This is a genomic window from Gordoniibacillus kamchatkensis (genome assembly GCF_000829455.1).
Classification (GTDB): Bacteria; Bacillota; Bacilli; order Paenibacillales; family NBRC-103111; genus Gordoniibacillus; species Gordoniibacillus kamchatkensis.
Map to the genome: position 1 here is coordinate 65,330 of NZ_JXAK01000007.1, position 16,225 is coordinate 81,554.

12 protein-coding genes and 2 pseudogenes are annotated in these 16,225 nt (G+C 55.5%); 1 reads left to right on the forward strand and 13 read right to left on the reverse strand.

Going from position 1 to position 16,225, the window contains the following annotated elements; all coding sequences use genetic code 11:
• Nucleotides 1-18: 18 nt before the first annotated feature.
• The 7 genes and pseudogenes from SD70_RS05770 to SD70_RS05800 all read right to left on the reverse strand — a co-directional run bounded on the left by SD70_RS05770 (nucleotide 19) and on the right by SD70_RS05800 (nucleotide 8,797).
• The gene (locus tag SD70_RS05770; RefSeq protein WP_041046482.1) at nucleotides 19-1,377 is read right to left on the reverse strand and encodes an ABC transporter substrate-binding protein; all 1,359 of its coding nucleotides are present in this window, start codon (nucleotides 1,375-1,377) and stop codon (nucleotides 19-21) included.
• Nucleotides 1,378-1,439: 62 nt separating this feature from the next.
• Nucleotides 1,440-2,860: pseudogene (locus tag SD70_RS05775) on the reverse strand (aldehyde dehydrogenase family protein).
• A gap of 26 nt (nucleotides 2,861-2,886) precedes the next feature.
• Nucleotides 2,887-4,083: an iron-containing alcohol dehydrogenase gene (locus SD70_RS05780; RefSeq protein ID WP_041046484.1), complete on the reverse strand. Its 1,197-nt coding sequence runs from the start codon at nucleotides 4,081-4,083 to the stop codon at nucleotides 2,887-2,889.
• Between the two features lie 3 nt (nucleotides 4,084-4,086).
• Nucleotides 4,087-5,610, reverse strand: a complete 1,524-nt coding sequence (locus SD70_RS05785) for a xylulokinase (protein ID WP_041046486.1) — start codon at nucleotides 5,608-5,610, stop codon at nucleotides 4,087-4,089.
• Nucleotides 5,607-6,641, reverse strand: coding sequence for a zinc-dependent alcohol dehydrogenase (locus tag SD70_RS05790; protein WP_041046488.1), 1,035 nt, complete (start codon nucleotides 6,639-6,641; stop codon nucleotides 5,607-5,609). The genes SD70_RS05785 and SD70_RS05790 overlap by 4 nt, the downstream gene beginning before the upstream one ends.
• A gap of 11 nt (nucleotides 6,642-6,652) precedes the next feature.
• Nucleotides 6,653-8,095, reverse strand: a complete 1,443-nt coding sequence (locus SD70_RS05795) for an FAD-binding oxidoreductase (protein ID WP_052487093.1) — start codon at nucleotides 8,093-8,095, stop codon at nucleotides 6,653-6,655.
• Nucleotides 8,096-8,281: 186 nt separating this feature from the next.
• Nucleotides 8,282-8,797 carry a GNAT family N-acetyltransferase gene (locus tag SD70_RS05800; RefSeq protein WP_041046490.1) on the reverse strand — a complete coding sequence of 172 codons (516 nt, stop codon included), beginning with the start codon at nucleotides 8,795-8,797 and terminating at the stop codon, nucleotides 8,282-8,284.
• A 168-nt stretch (nucleotides 8,798-8,965) separates the two neighbouring features.
• Here SD70_RS05800 and SD70_RS32895 point away from each other — a divergent pair, with 168 nt between their 5' ends.
• On the forward strand, nucleotides 8,966-9,796 hold the full coding sequence (locus tag SD70_RS32895) for a trypsin-like peptidase domain-containing protein (RefSeq protein WP_052487094.1): 831 nt from the start codon (nucleotides 8,966-8,968) through the stop codon (nucleotides 9,794-9,796).
• Nucleotides 9,797-9,852: 56 nt separating this feature from the next.
• Here SD70_RS32895 and SD70_RS05810 read toward each other — a convergent pair.
• From SD70_RS05810 to SD70_RS05835, 6 genes and pseudogenes are all read right to left on the reverse strand, one after another.
• Nucleotides 9,853-11,177, reverse strand: a pseudogene (locus SD70_RS05810) (MATE family efflux transporter).
• Nucleotides 11,178-11,507: 330 nt separating this feature from the next.
• Nucleotides 11,508-11,927, reverse strand: a complete 420-nt coding sequence (locus tag SD70_RS05815) for a cupin domain-containing protein (protein WP_156157902.1) — start codon at nucleotides 11,925-11,927, stop codon at nucleotides 11,508-11,510.
• A 269-nt stretch (nucleotides 11,928-12,196) separates the two neighbouring features.
• A complete protein-coding gene (locus tag SD70_RS05820) occupies nucleotides 12,197-12,967 on the reverse strand; it encodes an HAD family hydrolase (protein WP_156157903.1) in 771 nt (256 codons plus the stop codon).
• On the reverse strand, nucleotides 12,967-13,788 hold the full coding sequence (locus SD70_RS05825) for a carbohydrate ABC transporter permease (RefSeq protein WP_041046496.1): 822 nt from the start codon (nucleotides 13,786-13,788) through the stop codon (nucleotides 12,967-12,969). Before SD70_RS05825 ends, SD70_RS05820 begins: the two co-directional genes overlap by 1 nt.
• Nucleotides 13,789-13,827: 39 nt before the next feature.
• Nucleotides 13,828-14,796: a carbohydrate ABC transporter permease gene (locus SD70_RS05830; protein WP_231571058.1), complete on the reverse strand. Its 969-nt coding sequence runs from the start codon at nucleotides 14,794-14,796 to the stop codon at nucleotides 13,828-13,830.
• 86 nt (nucleotides 14,797-14,882) lie between these two features.
• The gene (locus tag SD70_RS05835) at nucleotides 14,883-16,211 is read right to left on the reverse strand and encodes an ABC transporter substrate-binding protein (RefSeq protein WP_041046498.1); all 1,329 of its coding nucleotides are present in this window, start codon (nucleotides 16,209-16,211) and stop codon (nucleotides 14,883-14,885) included.
• Nucleotides 16,212-16,225: the final 14 nt, after the last annotated feature.

The following is a 16,225-nucleotide window of genomic DNA, read 5'->3' on the forward strand; positions in this document are numbered from 1 at the left end:
CCGTTGGAATCAAAGCTTTTATTGTTTTTTCAGCATGCTGCGAATTTCGTTTGCGGTGTCGTCTACGACTTTTCCGGGATCTTCATTGTTGACCGTGATGCGCTGGAACATTTTTGGGAATACGAGCGACTGGAACACCGTAGCCGGCCTTTCGTCAGCCGCAGGCCCGTCCGAATCGATGGAATTCAGCTTGGCGTTTTTCAGCAGGTCATACTGGGGCTTCACGCCGGAATCCCAATATTTTTTAATGTTGGGCAAGCTTCTCCACGTTTCGTTCTCATAAATCGATTTTTGCGCCGGGAAATAGTGAACCGGGAACGTCCCAAGGAAGCTCAGCAGTTTCTCCTTGTAGAACCACTCCACGAATTTTTTCGTTTCGTCGGAATGATCGGTTTTCAGAATGCCGATGCCGTCATAGCCGAGCGTCGCCGCTACCCCTTTGCCGTCCTTGGTCGGAATGCCGAACACTTCGAACTTGTCGGACAAGTTTTTGTTTTTCGCTTCGATCAGATCGACGAGACGGCCGGAATAGAACGTCATCCCCACCTGATCCCCGATGAACGCTTCCGTCAAATCGGCATAAGACGCGTTCACCGCCTTCTCCGGCATGTAAGGGTACAGCTGCTTCAGCGTATTCAAAGCTTCCACGGCTTTCGGCTTCATTTGCGGCGAATCTAAAACGACGTTCCACTTGTCGTCGAAAATGTGCACGTCGTTGCTCCAGAGCAAAGAAGTCGTAACCCAGTTCGTTGAATCGTCGTTCTTCAGCGGCATGATCAGGCCAAATTTATTTTTGCTTTTATCCGTAAACGCTTTGGCAACCTGGATAAGCTCGTCCCACGTTTTGGGTACGGAAAGCCCTTTTTCCTGCAGCCAATCTTTGCGGATATAGCCGTAAGCCAGGTTGTAGTCGTACGGAATCCAATATGTCTTGCCTTCGATCGGGAACAAGATTTGCCCGTCGTAGAAGTCTTTTTTGCCGCCCAGGCTGTTGATGATATCGTCGACCGGCTCGAGGCGCCCAAGCTTCTGAAGCATGATAATATGGCCGATATAACCGGTCAGAAAGGCGTTGTACTGCGCCGAGGTGAAATAGGTAGCGTTGATTTTCGTATACATGTCGTTCAGCGGAACAGCCTCCGCAATCACTTTGACGCCGGTCTTTTTTTCATACTCGGCCCCTGCATCTGTGAGCGCTTTCATCGCTTCCGCACCCGTTTCCGCCGAAGCGATCCGAATCGTAATGCCGCTTTTGGGGGACGCATCCCCGCCAGTTCCTCCCGCAGCCTGGGTTGTCTTTTTGCCGCTGCTCATACACCCCGCGAGCATAGAGGAAAGCAGACCCACACTTAGAATAATGGATACGGTCTTCTTCATGTTCTCATCCTCTTCCTGTCCCAATTTTCATTTTCCGGATGCATTGTTTGAAGGACGTGACTTTAGGCTTGATTCAGGACAACGAGCTTCAATTCGGTCATTTCCTCGATGGCGTATCTCACCCCCTCCCGCCCCATGCCGCTTTCTTTCACGCCGCCATAAGGCATATGATCGACCCGAAAGGTCGGAATATCGTTAACGATCACTCCGCCTACCTCAAGTTCCCGAATAGCCTTGAAAGCGGTGGAAAGATCGGACGTATAAATGCCTGCCTGAAGCCCGTACCGGGAATCGTTTACGGCCGCAATCGCTTCTTCAATGGAGCGGATCTTATTGACGATCACAACCGGCGCAAACACTTCCTGGCACGATACGCGTAAAGAAGGTGCGGCGTTCAACAGCACAGTGGGCTGCAGGACAGTGCCTTCCATCATACCGCCGCAAGCCAGCTCGGTACCGGCTTGAACGGCTTCCCGAATCCACTGCTGAGCGCGAGCCGATTCTTTGGGCGAAATCATCGCGGAAACGTCCGTCTCCGGATCGAGAGGGTCTCCCAGCCGGAGCCGATTCGTACTTGCCAGGAGCGCCCGGACAAGGTCATCGAATACCTCTTCATGGGCATAAATGCGTTGAATGGAGATGCACAGCTGCCCTTGGTAGGAAAATGCCCCGTGCACGCATCGCGCAGCGATATGTTCCGCGTCGACCCCTCGATCGACGATCAGGGCCGCGTTGGAGCCGAGCTCCAGCGTTACATGCTTGAGTCCGGCCTGATTGCGAATCGCGGTTCCGACCTCCGGACTGCCGGTGAACGTAATTTTGCGAATTCTCGCATCCTTGACCAATTTGTCTCCCACCGTACGCCCTTGTCCGGTTACAATATTCAGCGCGCCGGCCGGCAGGCCCGCTTCCTCAAACAGTTCGCCGATGAACAGAGCCGAGAGCGGCGTTTGGGAAGCTGGTTTCAGCACAACCGTATTCCCCGAGCGATCGCCGGACCGAGCTTGTGGGCTACGAGATTAAACGGAAAATTGAACGGCGTAATGGCCCCTACCGCGCCTAGCGGCTCCCGCATCGTGTACGCGATTTTTCCTTCCCCGCCCGGAACCGCGTCCATCGGGATCGTTTCCCCGCCGATGCGTTTGGCTTCTTCCCCGGAAATTCGATACGTCTCGATTGTGCGGGCGATTTCCATGCGCGCTGCCTTCAGCGGTTTGGCGGCTTCCCGGGCCAGCAGCCGGGCGGCTTCCTCGCAACGTTCCTCCAGCGAGCGGGCTACTTTCTCCAAAATACCGGCTCTGGCATGTGCCGGCATGCTTTTCATCACAGACGCCGTGCGGTGCGCGGAAGCTATTGCGGCCTCAATATCTTCGTCCGTCGCAAGCGGAATTTCCGCCAGGGGCTCTCCGGAATAAGGGGCGGTCAGTCTCGTATAACGGCTTCCCGCAACCCGCTTTCCGCCGATCAACATCGTTTGCTTCATCATGCTTTGTTCCCGCCCTCCTCCTCTTACGGCTCGCCGTCCAGCCCGATGCCCCGGAATGCCGCCTCATAAATGCAGCGTATATTGTCCCTGGCAAGCGGCATCGGGCTTCTGGAGAGCAGCCGGGTTTGTTTCACGGCGTCATCCGCAAGCGCGTCGAGCGCACTGTCGGGAATGCCGAAATCCGTTAATCGCGAAGGCAGCTGAAGCGTTTGCACAAGAGCATGCAGGCGCCTCGCGCAGGTTAATCCGGGATCGGGCTCGAACGCCGGATGCTGCCGCTTATCGAACTCGCCGCCGAGCGCATCGACGATTGCGTCTAGCCGCTCCGGCGCCGCTCTCCGAATATGATGAATCACGTAGGGCAGCAGCACCGCGTTTGCTTCTCCGTGCGGCAAATGGAACTGTCCGCCCAGCGGATAGGCCAGCGCGTGAACGCCCCCTACCCCGGCCATGAAAAATGCGCTGCCGGCCAGAAGGCTGGCCTCGCTCATCCCGGAACGGGCGGCCAGATCGTTCCCGTCCCGCACGGCCCGAAGCAGCGAACGGCCGATCAAGCGGATCGCCTGCAGCGCCAGCCCGTCGGACATAGCGCTCGCCTGCACCGAAAGATAAGCTTCGATCGCGTGCGTCAGCGCATCCATACCGGTTGCAGCAGTGACGCGCGGGGGCAAAGTCATCGTCAGCTCCGGATCGACAATGGCGATGTCCGCGAGCAAATAATCATGTGCCACGACATCCTTTGTGTTGTTCAGGGAAACGACCGATATGTTCGTAACCTCAGAGCCGGTGCCGGAAGTGGTCGGGATCAAAATTTTGGGCAGCCCTTTTCGCGCCGGTCTTCTTGTCCCGGTCAAGTTGAGGTAGTCTGCGACGCCGCCTTCATTCCCGGCGATGACGGCAGCCAGCTTCGCGAGGTCCAATGCGCTACCGCCGCCGACCCCTATGACCAGCTGGCACGAAGTGCTGCGCACATGGCCGACAAGTCGTTCCGCCAGCTCCAGCGAAGGCTCCGGCTCCAGATCCGTGAACAGCTCTACGGACACTCCGGTTTCAAGCAAAGGAGCGGCTAAGCGCTCCAGGACGCCCAGGCGGCGCAGCACCGGATCGGCGACGACCAGGACTGAGTCGGGGGCAAAATTCCCGACCTCGGAAGCCAGCTGGTTTACTGCGCCGGGTCCGAAACAGCAGACCGGTACGAACGCATGTCTCGAAACGGCCATGATCTACACCCGACTTTCCTGCAATTTCGTCAGCCGATGGGACAGCTGCTTCGTCTGCCGGTGCAGCTCCCGGTAAATGTCAAACATTTCATTGTACACGGTTACATGTTTAGGATTGGGAGAAACTGTTTTTACTATCGTTTGCGTGCTTCGCACCGCTTCCTTCAGATCCGGGAACCAGCCGATCGCCGTGGCCGCAATGAGGCAGCAGCCGAAAGACGCGTCGCTGACGCCGGGAATCTCCATCTCGGCATTGAGGATGTCCGCCATAATTTGTACCCAGACGTCGCCCTTGCTTCCGCCGCCAATGATTTTTAGCGACGATTTCGGTGTGCCGGCGAATTCCATCGAAGCGTCCCGGATCGAGTATCCGACGCCTTCGAGCAGCGCCCTGGCGAAGTGGCCCCGGTGATGCCTGGCTGTTATGCCAAAGAAGGAAGCACGCAAATACGGGTCCCAATGCGGCGACCGCTCCCCGTTCAAATAAGGCTGGAACAGCAGTCCTTCCGCTCCTGCGGGAATAGAGCGAATTTCTTCGTCGATGAAAGGGTAGATCGGCTTGCCTGCCGCCTTCTCCTCCAGTTCGCGGTAAAACCCTTCCTTGAACCAGCGGTAGGAGGAAGCGGCAAAATTGGTGGCGCTGTTCTGGTAATACAACCCTTTCACCACATGGTCATAAGCGATAATATTGGTGTTCACGGGCAGTTCCTTGGAAATGACGGTGAAATTGCCGGCCGTCGCCAGCTTGACCACGCCGTCGCCGGCTTCCACAGTGCCGCAGCTGTATACCTCCGCAGCTGTATCGGCCGTTCCCATGACGATCGCTGTTCCTGGCGCAAGCCCGATCCGTTCCGCCATTTCCGGCAGCAGCGTGCCGCATAAATCGGTCGGCTTGTATACAGCGGGGAGCATCGAACGTTCCAGCCCGATCATCGAACAGAGCTGCTCCGACCATTCCTGCTTGCGGATGTCATAGAACAAGGTGCCTTCCGCTTCGATGTAGTCTGTAGCCAGCTCGCCGCTGAAGCGGAAGCGGACGTAGTCTTTCATGAAGACGATTTTATCGATTTTCCCGTACAATTCGGGCTCATGCTTTCTCAGCCACATCATGTGGCACAACGTCCAGGTCGGCGTCGGCCTGTTGTTCGTTATCGCGAAAATGTTATGGCCGTACGTCTCCTCCAACCAGGCCGCCTCTTCCCCGCTCCGCTGGTCGTTCCACATAATGACCCGCCGCAGCACGTTGCGGTCGGCGTCCAGAAGCACCGCGACATGATGGGGGGCCGAAAAGCCGATAGCCCTCACTTGCAGGCGCTGTTCAGGTGTAAAGCCGGACAGCGCCCTGCGTATTCCTTCCACGGCAGCATCGATCCATTGCTCCGGCTCTTGTTCGACCCATCGGTTATGCGGGTAGTAAGAAGGATAAGAGACGTTCGCCTCCGCCGCTACGCGTCCGTTCGAATCGAGACAAGTCACCTTGCAGCCGCCTGAACCGTGGTCTACGCCAAGCACATATTGCCTGTTCATGCTTCACCCTCGTTATCCATCCGAATGAGAATTTTGATGACCGGATCGCCCCGGTCAATCGCTTCAAAACCGTCCCGTATCGCATTTTCCAGCGGAACAATGCGGCTGATATAATCTGCGGGCACAAATTGCCCTGTTTCGAGCAAGCGGAGCGCATCCGTATAGTCCTCCGAGCGGTACACCCGGGAACCGGCCAGCGCCAGCTCCTTCGCTACGATTTGATAAGCGTCGATGACCGGAGGCTTTCTCGGCAAGCCGGCTACGACGATTCTGCCATGCGGACCGGCGGCCGAGATGCAGTCGGACAAACCGAAGTTCGTGCCGGTCGCTTCGAACGCTACGTGGGCGCCATGCCCGCCGGAAACCGCTTGCATCTTTTCGGCGATGTTCTCTTCCTGCGGATTCACCACCCGGAACCCGAGCTCTTTCGCCTTCTCAATCCGGAACGGATGAATTTCCGAAATCCAGACGTTTGCCCCTTGGAGTGCCGCTACCTTGGCCGCAATGAGTCCGATCGGACCTCCGCCGACGACAAGGGCGGTCTGCCCGGGCTTCACCCCGGACTGGCGCACCATATGTACCCCGACCGCCAGTGGCTCGACAAAAGCTGCGCCCTCCAGCGAAACGCCGGCAGGAATCCGGAACAGCTTATCGATCGGGGCCTTGACGTAGCCGGCCATGCCGCCGTCGGTGTCGATCCCGATCAACTGAAAGGAGCGCGTACAGACGTTGTAATGGCCGCTCGCGCACGCCGAGCACGTTCCGCAGGTGAGCAGCGGCTCGACGACGACCCGGTCGCCGATCCCAAAGGACGAGTTCGCATCGCCCAGCTGTACGATGGTGCCGGAAAATTCATGCCCGAGAATAACGGGCGGCTTCACGCGCGCCAGTCCGTCGTGCCAAATCAGCATATCCGTCCCGCAGATGCCGGTGTAAGCGACTCGAATGAGCGCTTCGCCTTTGCCGGCAACAGGCTGCTTAGCTTCTCCGATCGTCAATGTATGGTTTCCTTCGTAAAACAACGCCTTCATCCGTTCTCCTCCTACCAGATCCCGAAGCCCAGTTTGCCAGGATTCATAATGCCTTTGGGATCGATCAGTTTTTTGATGTCCAGCAATACGTCGAATGTGTCTCCGTACTGCTCGCGCATTAACCAGCCCAGCTTAAAGCCGATGCCGTGATGCTCGTTCAGCAGCGCACCGTTCGCCATGTTTACGCGGGAGCATTCCGCCCAGATCTGATTGTGCAGACGGAACGCCTCCTGAGGATCTGCCGGCGGCCGATCGATATAAAACCGGTCGTAGATCATCGTGCCCCAAGGGTACCAGTGGGAAAAATGCGCCATATATTGGGCGTTCCACTCCTTGTACTTTTCCTCCACCAGCTTCTTCTTCTCTTCATATAGCTTCTGGATGTTCGCGTAAGTCGTAACCGTCTCAACCGTGCCGTAAAGCAGCGGATAAGCCGGTTGCAGCGGCGGTTTGTAGAAATCGTAACGGTGCTCCCACCAATATAGGCCCGGTTCCTCGCCGAGGTCAATAGCGCCGTGAGATTTGCAGATTGCCACCACTTTATCCCGGAGCGGCTCGGCAATTTCCCGATAGCCGTCGAACATCAGCACCATATGAACGCCTTCTACGTTCATCCCCGTGTCCTTTAAAGATCTCCTTGTCGAACCCGGATCGTACAGCCGCATAACGGTGGGATTCAGGCGCTTGACCATAATTTCCCGGCCGGCCTTCAGGCCGTCCTGCACGGAAGGAAATTTCATCATGCGGAACAACCGGGTTTCCGGGAGCGGATCCAGCCGCATGCTCACCTTCGTAATCACGCCGAGGGTGCCTTCCGAGCCTACGAACAGCTGCAGCAGGCCGGGTCCGCACGCATGATTGGGCGTAGGGAGCGTTTCGATGATTTTGCCGTCGGGAAGCACGACTTCGAGGGACAGCACCATGTCTTCCGCTTTGCCGTATTTGGTGGACATGACGCCAGAACCGCGGGCCGCCAAATAGCCGCCCAGCGTCGAAATATCTACGGAGGAAGGATAGTGCGCCAGCATATATCCCTTCGCGTTCAGTTCATTTTCCAGAACTCGGCCATTGATGCCTGGCTGGGCAGTCAGAATCAGCGATTGCTCGTCAATTTGGAGAATTCGGTCCATCCGGGTCAGGTCCAGCAAAATGCCGCCATACAGCGTCGCTGCCCCTCCCTGCGTCCCCGATCCGCCACCGCGCGGCACTACAGGTACTTTGTACGTGTAGCAAATCCGCATCACTTTGGAAACCTGTTCCGTAGTAAGAGGCCTCACGATGAAGTAAGGCAAAGGCATATCCTGCTTCTTTTCTTTCCACATGAACGTGAGCCAGTAATGGTCGATGGATTGCTCTTCCTGCTGCTGCTGCTTTACCGATATGACGTTCTCCACACCGACCGCGTCTTCCAATTCCGACCGAAACATCTCCAAAGCGTAGCCAACCAATTTCAACAATCCCACTCCTCGCCCAGATCTTTGATCGACACATTCTCTTGACTAGTTGTATATACGTCTTGTTGTCTATAATAAATCCCGCCTTTTCACCTGTCAACGATTTTTTTATCCGCTTTTATCCAAAATCGAAAAAAATGAAGCCGGACTTGCAGCTGCCGCTGCGTGTCCGGCCTCATTTTTAAGCTAGCTTTCGGCGACGGAACGCTCGTACAGGCTGGCGCTCCAGCCGTTCCCGTCCTTTCGGCCCCTGTACGTAAATCCCGCTCGCGTGTAAAACTCGTTCAGTTTCGGGCTGTCCGCCATGCAATCGAGCCTGAACATCTTCTTGCCGCTCGCCCGCAAATGCCGTTCCGCCAGGTCGAGCAGCTTGAAGCCCAGTCCGCGTCCGGCATAAGCTCTCCTCACGACGAGCCGGTGCAAATAGCCGCAGCCGCCGTCGTCATCGCCCCATATATGCGGATCGGAATCGATGATGAAAAATGACCCTGCCGCCCGCCCATTCTCCTTGACGACAAAAAGCTCGGTTGTGGCCAGGCAGTACTCCGCAATTTCCACCGTCAGCTGGTCTTCCCGCCACTGGTCGATACCGCGCGATTTCATCCAGTCGGCCGCTTCGAGCCACATGGCATGAATTTCCTTGATATCGTGCGGCGAAGCTTTCACCAGCTCCAAACCGTCCCGTTCGTACGCCGAATCCATTCGCGGCACCCCCGTCAAGCCCAACTTACTAAATCTTCCTGCAGCTGTCAACGATTTGACCTTTATTTGGATGAGGCGCATTCATCGGTTTTTAAGGTTTCGCTACTACAATAATGCCGGCGCGGTCGTGGACGATTTTTAACGGATGGGAAAAGGAGTGAACGTGCGATGACGAAAAAATGGATCCCGCTTGCCGCAGTGCTGTTACTGTTGACTTCAGGCGTCGCCTTGGCCGATCGTGAAGGCTTTGTCGACGTCTCGCCAACCTATTGGGCTGCTGGCGCAATCGCCGGATTGGAGAAGCTCGGTATCGTACAAGGGTATGGCGACGATACGTTTAAACCCGAGTCCGGCGTTACCCGCGCCGAAGTCGCACAGATGATTTACAACGAGCACCAAAGCATGGAGAAGGAATTGAAGGCCGTGCAAACGGCGGACAATGCTGTGACAACAGCAATAGCGAACGCGCTTCCCGGCGTCGTGGTGATCGATGCCGGCAACAAGCTTGGGGCGGGATTTTTTATTGATGCAGGCCATATTTTGACTGCGGAGCATGTGGTGGACGGCGAAGACTCGATACAGATCACGACGTTATCGGGTCATTCTTATGCTGCCAAGGTGCAAGCAGCGGACATGGACAAAGACCTTGCGCTGCTGCGGGTAACGACCGGCAATGAACAGGTCAAGCCGCTCTCGTTTGCGAATAGCTATACCGTCGGGGAAACCGCCATTGCGATCGGCCACCCGGACGGTCTGGCATACTCCGTATCCAAAGGCATCATCAGCAATTCCGACCGAAGTTTGGACGGCATTGCCGCCAAAATGATTCAGGTAGATACCGCAATCAGTCCCGGCAACTCCGGAGGCCCGCTCCTCGACATTGGCGGAAACATCATCGGCATCGTCGACTCGAAAATAAACGCCAAAGCTTCGGAAGGACTTGGATTTGCCGTCAGTCTTGAGGATATCCAAAGCTTCCTGAAACAATACGGGCTTTGATCGCGAAAAAAGAACAGCCGCCTTATGGCAAGGCGGCTGTTCTTTTCGTTTGCAAACTATTGTACAAGACGGACAATGCGCTTCTTTTTCCATACCAACCGGTAATACCCATACTGCAAGGCGAGGCTGACGATGAAAGCCGCCGGGTATCCGATCCATATCCCTTCGATGCCGAGCTGCCGATCGAGAGCACGTACGCAACGGGAACTTCGACGCACCAGATCGTAAACACGCCGAGCAGGGTCGGCCAAAGCACCGTGCCGCTTGCCCGCATGAGCGCAGCGATTATTTGCCCATGCCCGAATATTAAATAGCTCCATAGTGTAATCATAAGCAGGCTATGAGCAATATTCAGCGTAGGCACGCTGGTGAGGAACCACGATAAAATCGAATGGGAGAACAAGTAAGCAAGCGCGATTAACACGCCGCCGATCGTATAGTTCAGCAGCAATCCGGCACGAATGACTTGCTTCAGGCGCTCCAGCTGATTGCTTCCGATAAATTGGGCGGCGAATACGGATACCGCAATAGCGATGCTGATGGCCGGCATCTGTACATAGCTCACCACCTGGTTCACCGCGCCGTAGGCAGCGGTAGCGTCGGAGCCGAACCGATTGACGAACGTCATGACGGCTATTTCCGCGAGCGACACCATGATCATGCTGATGCTTGACGGGACCGCCAGGCGCAGAAGCAATTTCAGCAATTCCCCGTCCATCCGCAAATGCCGCCGAACGGAGGCGCCGAACTGCAGCGGATGGTTTTTCATTTTCAAGTAGACGAGCATGATGATAAAAGTCAGAAGCGTTGAAATGACGGCCGCATACGCCGCCCCGTATATGCCGAGCTTCGGCATGCCCAGCCATCCGAATATGAGAAGCGGCAGCAAGGCTATATTGAGCGCCGTACTGACGATAAGAAAATAAAACGGGGTTTTCGAATCGCCGATGCCGCGGAGAAACGTCGTATATACGAAATATAAATACAAAATCGGCATCGCCCAAAATAAAATGCGCGCGTAGCTGGCGCTAACGTCGATAATGTTGTTCGGCGTGCCGATCAGGCGAAGCACATCGTGCGTGAAAATGCCGCCGAGCACGGCAAAGGCGACACCCAGAATGAAAGTAAACGTCAGCGTCGTTCCGACGATGGCGGTGAGCCGTTCTTCGTTACGCGCCCCGTATGCCTGGCCGATCAGAATGGCGCTGCCGGAACCGATGCCGATCGCAAACGAAACGAGCAGAAAAAAGAGCGGAAAAAATGCCGATATCGCAGCCAGAGCTTCTACGCCGAGAGAGCGGCCGACAACGATCGTGCCGACCAGCTGCCCGATCGATTGAAGCGCATTGCTGAGCAGCAAAGGGATAAGGAACAGGAACATGGTTCGCCATAGCGGCCGGTTCGCCCCTTCCTTATCGCGGGGACTCGCAACATTTTGGTTTGTATCTTGATGTGCTTCCAAGTTCATAACTCCTATTCCCGGATAAACGATCACCCGTATTGTTTGTATCCTGCATAGACATATTAGAACATTGTTTATAAAAATTCAATGGGTAAAATCGTTATAAACAAACGTTCCTTGACGAATATAGGGAATTACATAAACAAAATTCGCATATGTTTATGCAACAGCAGCCTCGGAACACTTTTATCGTATCCCGGGGCCGCTGCTGTAAACTTCTATTGAAGTCTGGAAGACTTATCGAATGAACTATTCCGGCCAATTCACCGGTTTATCCGGAATGACACCGTCAGTCATCACCCATTGCCGGAGACTGCCTGACTGAACTTGAATGACAATGAAATACAAATCGCCGGTACCGTTATTGCGCAGCGTGCGTTCGCCCTCAGGCGCTACTCGAACCGCTGTTCCTTCCTTGACATCAAAAATGTGTCCATCCACCTGGAACTGACCCTGGCCGCCGATGAAAAGGTACAGCTCCTCATTCTCGCGATGTTTGTGATAAAACGGGATATCGCCTCCTGCCGGCAGTTGGTTCAGTGAAACCTCCATGCCGGTTAGCCCGAGCCTATCCTTCAGAAAGTACTTACCCGGGATGGGATCCTTCGTCGCATTCAAAAGACCGCCAAAAGAACCCGCTTCGACAACGCTGAAATTCGTTCCGTTCATTTGCCGACTCACCTCGCAAGATTTCATTTTCTGTGCCGTACGTTACTTCGTTGTTCTGCCTCGATTCCAATAATTAACCTACTTCCTGCTGCACTACTATATCATATAGAAACACTGCGTGGTTTCTTACGGATTGCTATTTTGAAACGGTTCGCTAAGGAACGGGGCAGGATAGCTCGATTAATGGCTTGCGGCCGAGATACAAAGAACATGACGCATTGGTTGCCGTTGCGGCAAACAAATGCGTCATGCGATCGCTGTGCCGGGCACTATGTAACGCAGTCGAGCAGTTCCTCCAGCCGAACCAGCACATGGGTCGGCTTATATGCGGCGGGGTATGGATCCACTGCGGCGAGCGGATTTTCCGCTTGCAGCTTTTCCGCGCAAATCGCCGCAAATTCGGCGTTCGCCGCACGTTCCTGCGGCGTCAGCGCGCGGAGCGGCTCAGGCAGCTTGCGGTGGATGAGCACGGACGGGACGCCCGCCCGGTTCGCCATGTACACGTCATGATCGAGCCGGTCGCCAACATGAGCGACGATCCGCCCGGTTTCCTGCAGCAAGCGAAGTATGCCCGCATCCGGCTTGCCGCAGCCCGCCTTCTCGGGGGTGACGATTTCGTCGAACCATTCGCCAAGACCAAGCCGCTCCATGACCGGATACTGGTATTTGTAAAATCCGTTCGTTACGGCCGCGAGCGAATACCCCCGCTCGGCGAGCCGCCGCAGCGTCGGGATGACCGTTTCCTCAAGCAAGTAAATTTTCGGCGCGGCCGAATGTTTGAGCACGAGCCGCTCCACATCGAGGTCAAGCTGGAGCTGCAGCTCGGCGAGCAGCCGCCGCACCATGTCGTCCCAATCGTAAGCTGCCACCGTCAGGCCCTGCTGCATGCGCAGCTCATGCTCCCGCACCAAGGCCTCCGTCGCCCGGAACGGCCGCTGCAGGGCGGCGGAAATTTGCTCCTCCACCTCGGGAAACACTCCTTTGCCGAACGGATTTTGCATGAGCGTCCCGTCCAGATCGAACGTAATCCACTGTTTCACTATTTGACCGCTCCTGTCGTCATGCCCTCGATAAATTGCCGCGAAGCGAACAAGAAGGCGAGAATCATCGGCAGCGAAGACAACGTAAGTCCGCAGAACAGCAAGTTCCAGTCCGTGTCATACTCCCCGAACAGCGTCAGCATGCCGAGCGGAATGGTGCCGAGCTCCGTGCTTTTCAAGAAAATAAGCGGGTAGAAGAAATCGTTCCATATGGCGATCAAATCGACGATGCTGACGGTAGCGAGCGCCGGCCGCATGAGCGGAAGCACGATTTTGTAGTACACCTGGAAGTCGTTGCAGCCGTCGATGCGGGCGCTTTGATCCAAATCTTTGGGCAGCGTACGGAAAAAGCCGTAAAACACGAACACCGCAAACGAAATGTGACCGGCTACATAGACGATAATGAGCGAAGTAAGCGTATCGAGCAGCTTCAGCTTCAGCATCATCATATATAACGGAGATATGGCCAGCCTCATTGGCAGCATCAGGCCCAGCATGAAGAAGAACAGCACGAACCCGCTCCAGCGGAACGAATATCTGGCGATATAAAATGCGGCCAGCGACGATACGAGCAAAATGAGCAGGACGCTTACGGCGCTGACGTACAAGCTGTTGACGAAGTAGTCGGCAAAATGCACTTTGTTCCATACTTCGATGTAATTGTTAAGGGAAAAGCCGCTAGGGAGACCTAATGGGTGAGTGATGATCTCCATCTTCGTTTTGAACGATGACATGATCATCAACAATATCGGATAGATCGAGACGAACGCGAAAAACAGCAAAACGACGTATTTGCACGTTTGTTGCAGTCGCAGCGCCATGAATGACCTCCAAATCTAATGTACTGGCGGAGATTGCCCTTAATGCTCGACTTCCCTGCGTTTAAAGAAAAACATCGATACGGCCGTAGCGCACGAGATGAGCACCAGCAACACGACGGCGAGCGCGGAGCCGATGCCGATCGATTCTCCGCCGCTGACGGAGCCGAACGTCAGGCGGTAAAAATACAAGCCCAGCACGTCCGTCGAGAAATAAGGCGCCCCGTTGTTGCCTTGCATCGCGTAGATGAGCTCGAACGTCTCGAATGCGCCGATAAACGTCAAGATCGTCATGATCATAATGGACGGCATCGCGAGCGGCAAAGTGATCGTGAAGATCATTTTGAGCCCCGAAGCCCCGTCGATTCTCGCTGCCTCGTACACTTCCTGCGAAATGGCCTGGAGCCCGACAAGAAAAATAAGCATGGCGAAGCCGAAGCCGTACCAGCTGTTCACGATAATAATGGCGTAAAGCGCCGTATGCGGATCGCCGAGCCAAGGTCTGGCCAGCCCTTCGAGTCCGATGGCGGCAAGCAGCGTATTCAGCGCTCCGTACGTCGGATTCAAGATAAGGCTGAAGAGGAAGCCGACGACGATAACGGACAGCAGCTTGGGCACGAAGTACAGCGTCTTGAACAGCTCTTTGCCGCGGATTTTGCTGTTGATCAGCAAAGCCAGAATAAAAGCGACGACGAGCTTGGTCAGCACGAGGCCTATGAAAAACGTCACGTTATGCCCGAGCGCCCGGACGAACGTTTCTTTGAACGGCGTTTCGGTAAACAGGCGGACGAAATTTTGCAGCCCGATGAACGGGCCCCGCGTCAGCCCTTTCCAGGCAAACAAGCTGTTGAGCAAAGCCTGAAAGATCGGATAAATCATAAAGCCGACATAAAAGACGAGGGCCGGCAGCAAAAATAGATGGACCAGATGCTTCGCGATCCGCCGCTTTCTTCTGGCGGGCGGCTTGGGCAAGTTCATTTCCGCTTTGCGGTCGAATGTCGTACTCGTCATAGGCAGCTCCTTTCTGCGACGGCCCCGCTTATGACAATGGTGGGAGGGGCTTCCCCCCGTCCCACCATGCCGGCGCGCCATTGGAATTATTTTTGCGGCTTGAACCATTTGTCTGCGGATGCTTGCGTATCTTCAGCCACCTTCTCGGGCGTCAGCTTGCCGATGTACATGCCCTGCAGTGAATCTTCGAACGTCGTCTTGGTCGTCGGCGTGCCTTGGCTGAACTTGGTGAGCAAAAGGTACGGCGTGCTGTTTTTCTCGGCGTAGGCAGCCATTTTCTGAAGCTGCGGATGCTTGGGCGCCACTCCGTTGATCGGGCTCACCCTCGTCAGCTCGTCGCTATACATTTGGCCGAACTTCTTGGACGCGATAAACTCGATGAGCTTGAGCGCCTGCTCCTGGTGCTTCGAGCTTTTGGCGATGCCGTAGGAGCCGTCTACCCAAGTGGCGATCGGAGCCGGGTCTCCCTTTTTGCCGGAGAGGCCGGGCATGAATTCGACAGGGAACGCCACTTTGTTCGTTTCGAACGTTTCCAGCCGCTGGCTTCCGTTGATGTACATGGCGGCTTTGCTCGTATAGAACAGCGCCTGTGCGTCTTTGTCTTCGATCGCTACGAAATCTTTCGGGAAGTACGCCTCGAGCTGCTTCATGCGCTTGATCGACTCGACGAATTTGGCGTCCTTGAAGTTCGTGGCGCCGCTGAGCACCGCATTCATGAAATCGGTTCCGCCGCCGTATGCGCTCGGGCCGATGACGGCATGCGTCGTGGAGAGCAAGTACGCTGCTTTGCCGGACTGGGCGATCGGAATAATGTTTTTCGCTTTCAGCGCGTCGCAAGTTTTCACGAATTCGTCCCACGTTTGCGGCACCTGCAAGCCGTTGTCGTCAAAAAGCTTCTTATTATAGAAAATAACGGCGTTGTTCAGCATAATCGGAATGCCGTACACTTTTTTGTCCGAGCCGCGGGCGGCGTCCAAATAGCTGTCCGGAATATTTTCGATGCCCTTCACCTTGTCTACCGGCGTTAAATAACCCGCGTCGGCAAGCGCTTTGGCGCCGTCATAAGGGCGCAGCTGCAACACGTCCACGCCTGTGCCCGACTGCAGGGCGTTGGTCAGAATCGTGTTGTATTCCGTCGATTTGAATGGCTTGAATTCCACTTTGATGTCCGGATTGTCTTTCTCGAATTCGGCGACAATTTTGGCGTACCCGTCTTTATCTTCCGGCCTCCAGCTGTACATAACCAGCTTCACCGGATCGCCTTTCGGCTTCGCCGCTTCGCCGCCGCTTGCGGCCGGTTTGGCGTCGGACGGCTTGGCGTCGGCCGGCTTGGCAGCGCTTCCACCGCCGCATGCCGTAACGATCGAGCTTAGAAGCAGCATTAAGGAACCGATATACCATTTGCTTCTCTTCATATACCCATGCCCCT

Bases quoted from the DNA above. Each gene is read 5' to 3' on its own strand.
- SD70_RS05770 (WP_041046482.1), bottom strand. From the start codon at position 1,377: ATGAAGAAGACCGTATCCATTATTCTAAGTGTGGGTCTGCTTTCCTCT.
- SD70_RS05780 (WP_041046484.1), bottom strand. From the start codon at position 4,083: ATGGCCGTTTCGAGACATGCGTTCGTACCGGTCTGCTGTTTCGGACCC.
- SD70_RS05785 (WP_041046486.1), bottom strand. From the start codon at position 5,610: ATGAACAGGCAATATGTGCTTGGCGTAGACCACGGTTCAGGCGGCTGC.
- SD70_RS05790 (WP_041046488.1), bottom strand. From the start codon at position 6,641: ATGAAGGCGTTGTTTTACGAAGGAAACCATACATTGACGATCGGAGAA.
- SD70_RS05800 (WP_041046490.1), bottom strand. From the start codon at position 8,797: ATGGATTCGGCGTACGAACGGGACGGTTTGGAGCTGGTGAAAGCTTCG.
- SD70_RS32895 (WP_052487094.1), top strand. From the start codon at position 8,966: ATGACGAAAAAATGGATCCCGCTTGCCGCAGTGCTGTTACTGTTGACT.
- SD70_RS05815 (WP_156157902.1), bottom strand. From the start codon at position 11,927: ATGAACGGAACGAATTTCAGCGTTGTCGAAGCGGGTTCTTTTGGCGGT.
- SD70_RS05825 (WP_041046496.1), bottom strand. From the start codon at position 13,788: ATGGCGCTGCGACTGCAACAAACGTGCAAATACGTCGTTTTGCTGTTT.
- SD70_RS05830 (WP_231571058.1), bottom strand. From the start codon at position 14,796: ATGACGAGTACGACATTCGACCGCAAAGCGGAAATGAACTTGCCCAAG.
- SD70_RS05835 (WP_041046498.1), bottom strand. From the start codon at position 16,211: ATGAAGAGAAGCAAATGGTATATCGGTTCCTTAATGCTGCTTCTAAGC.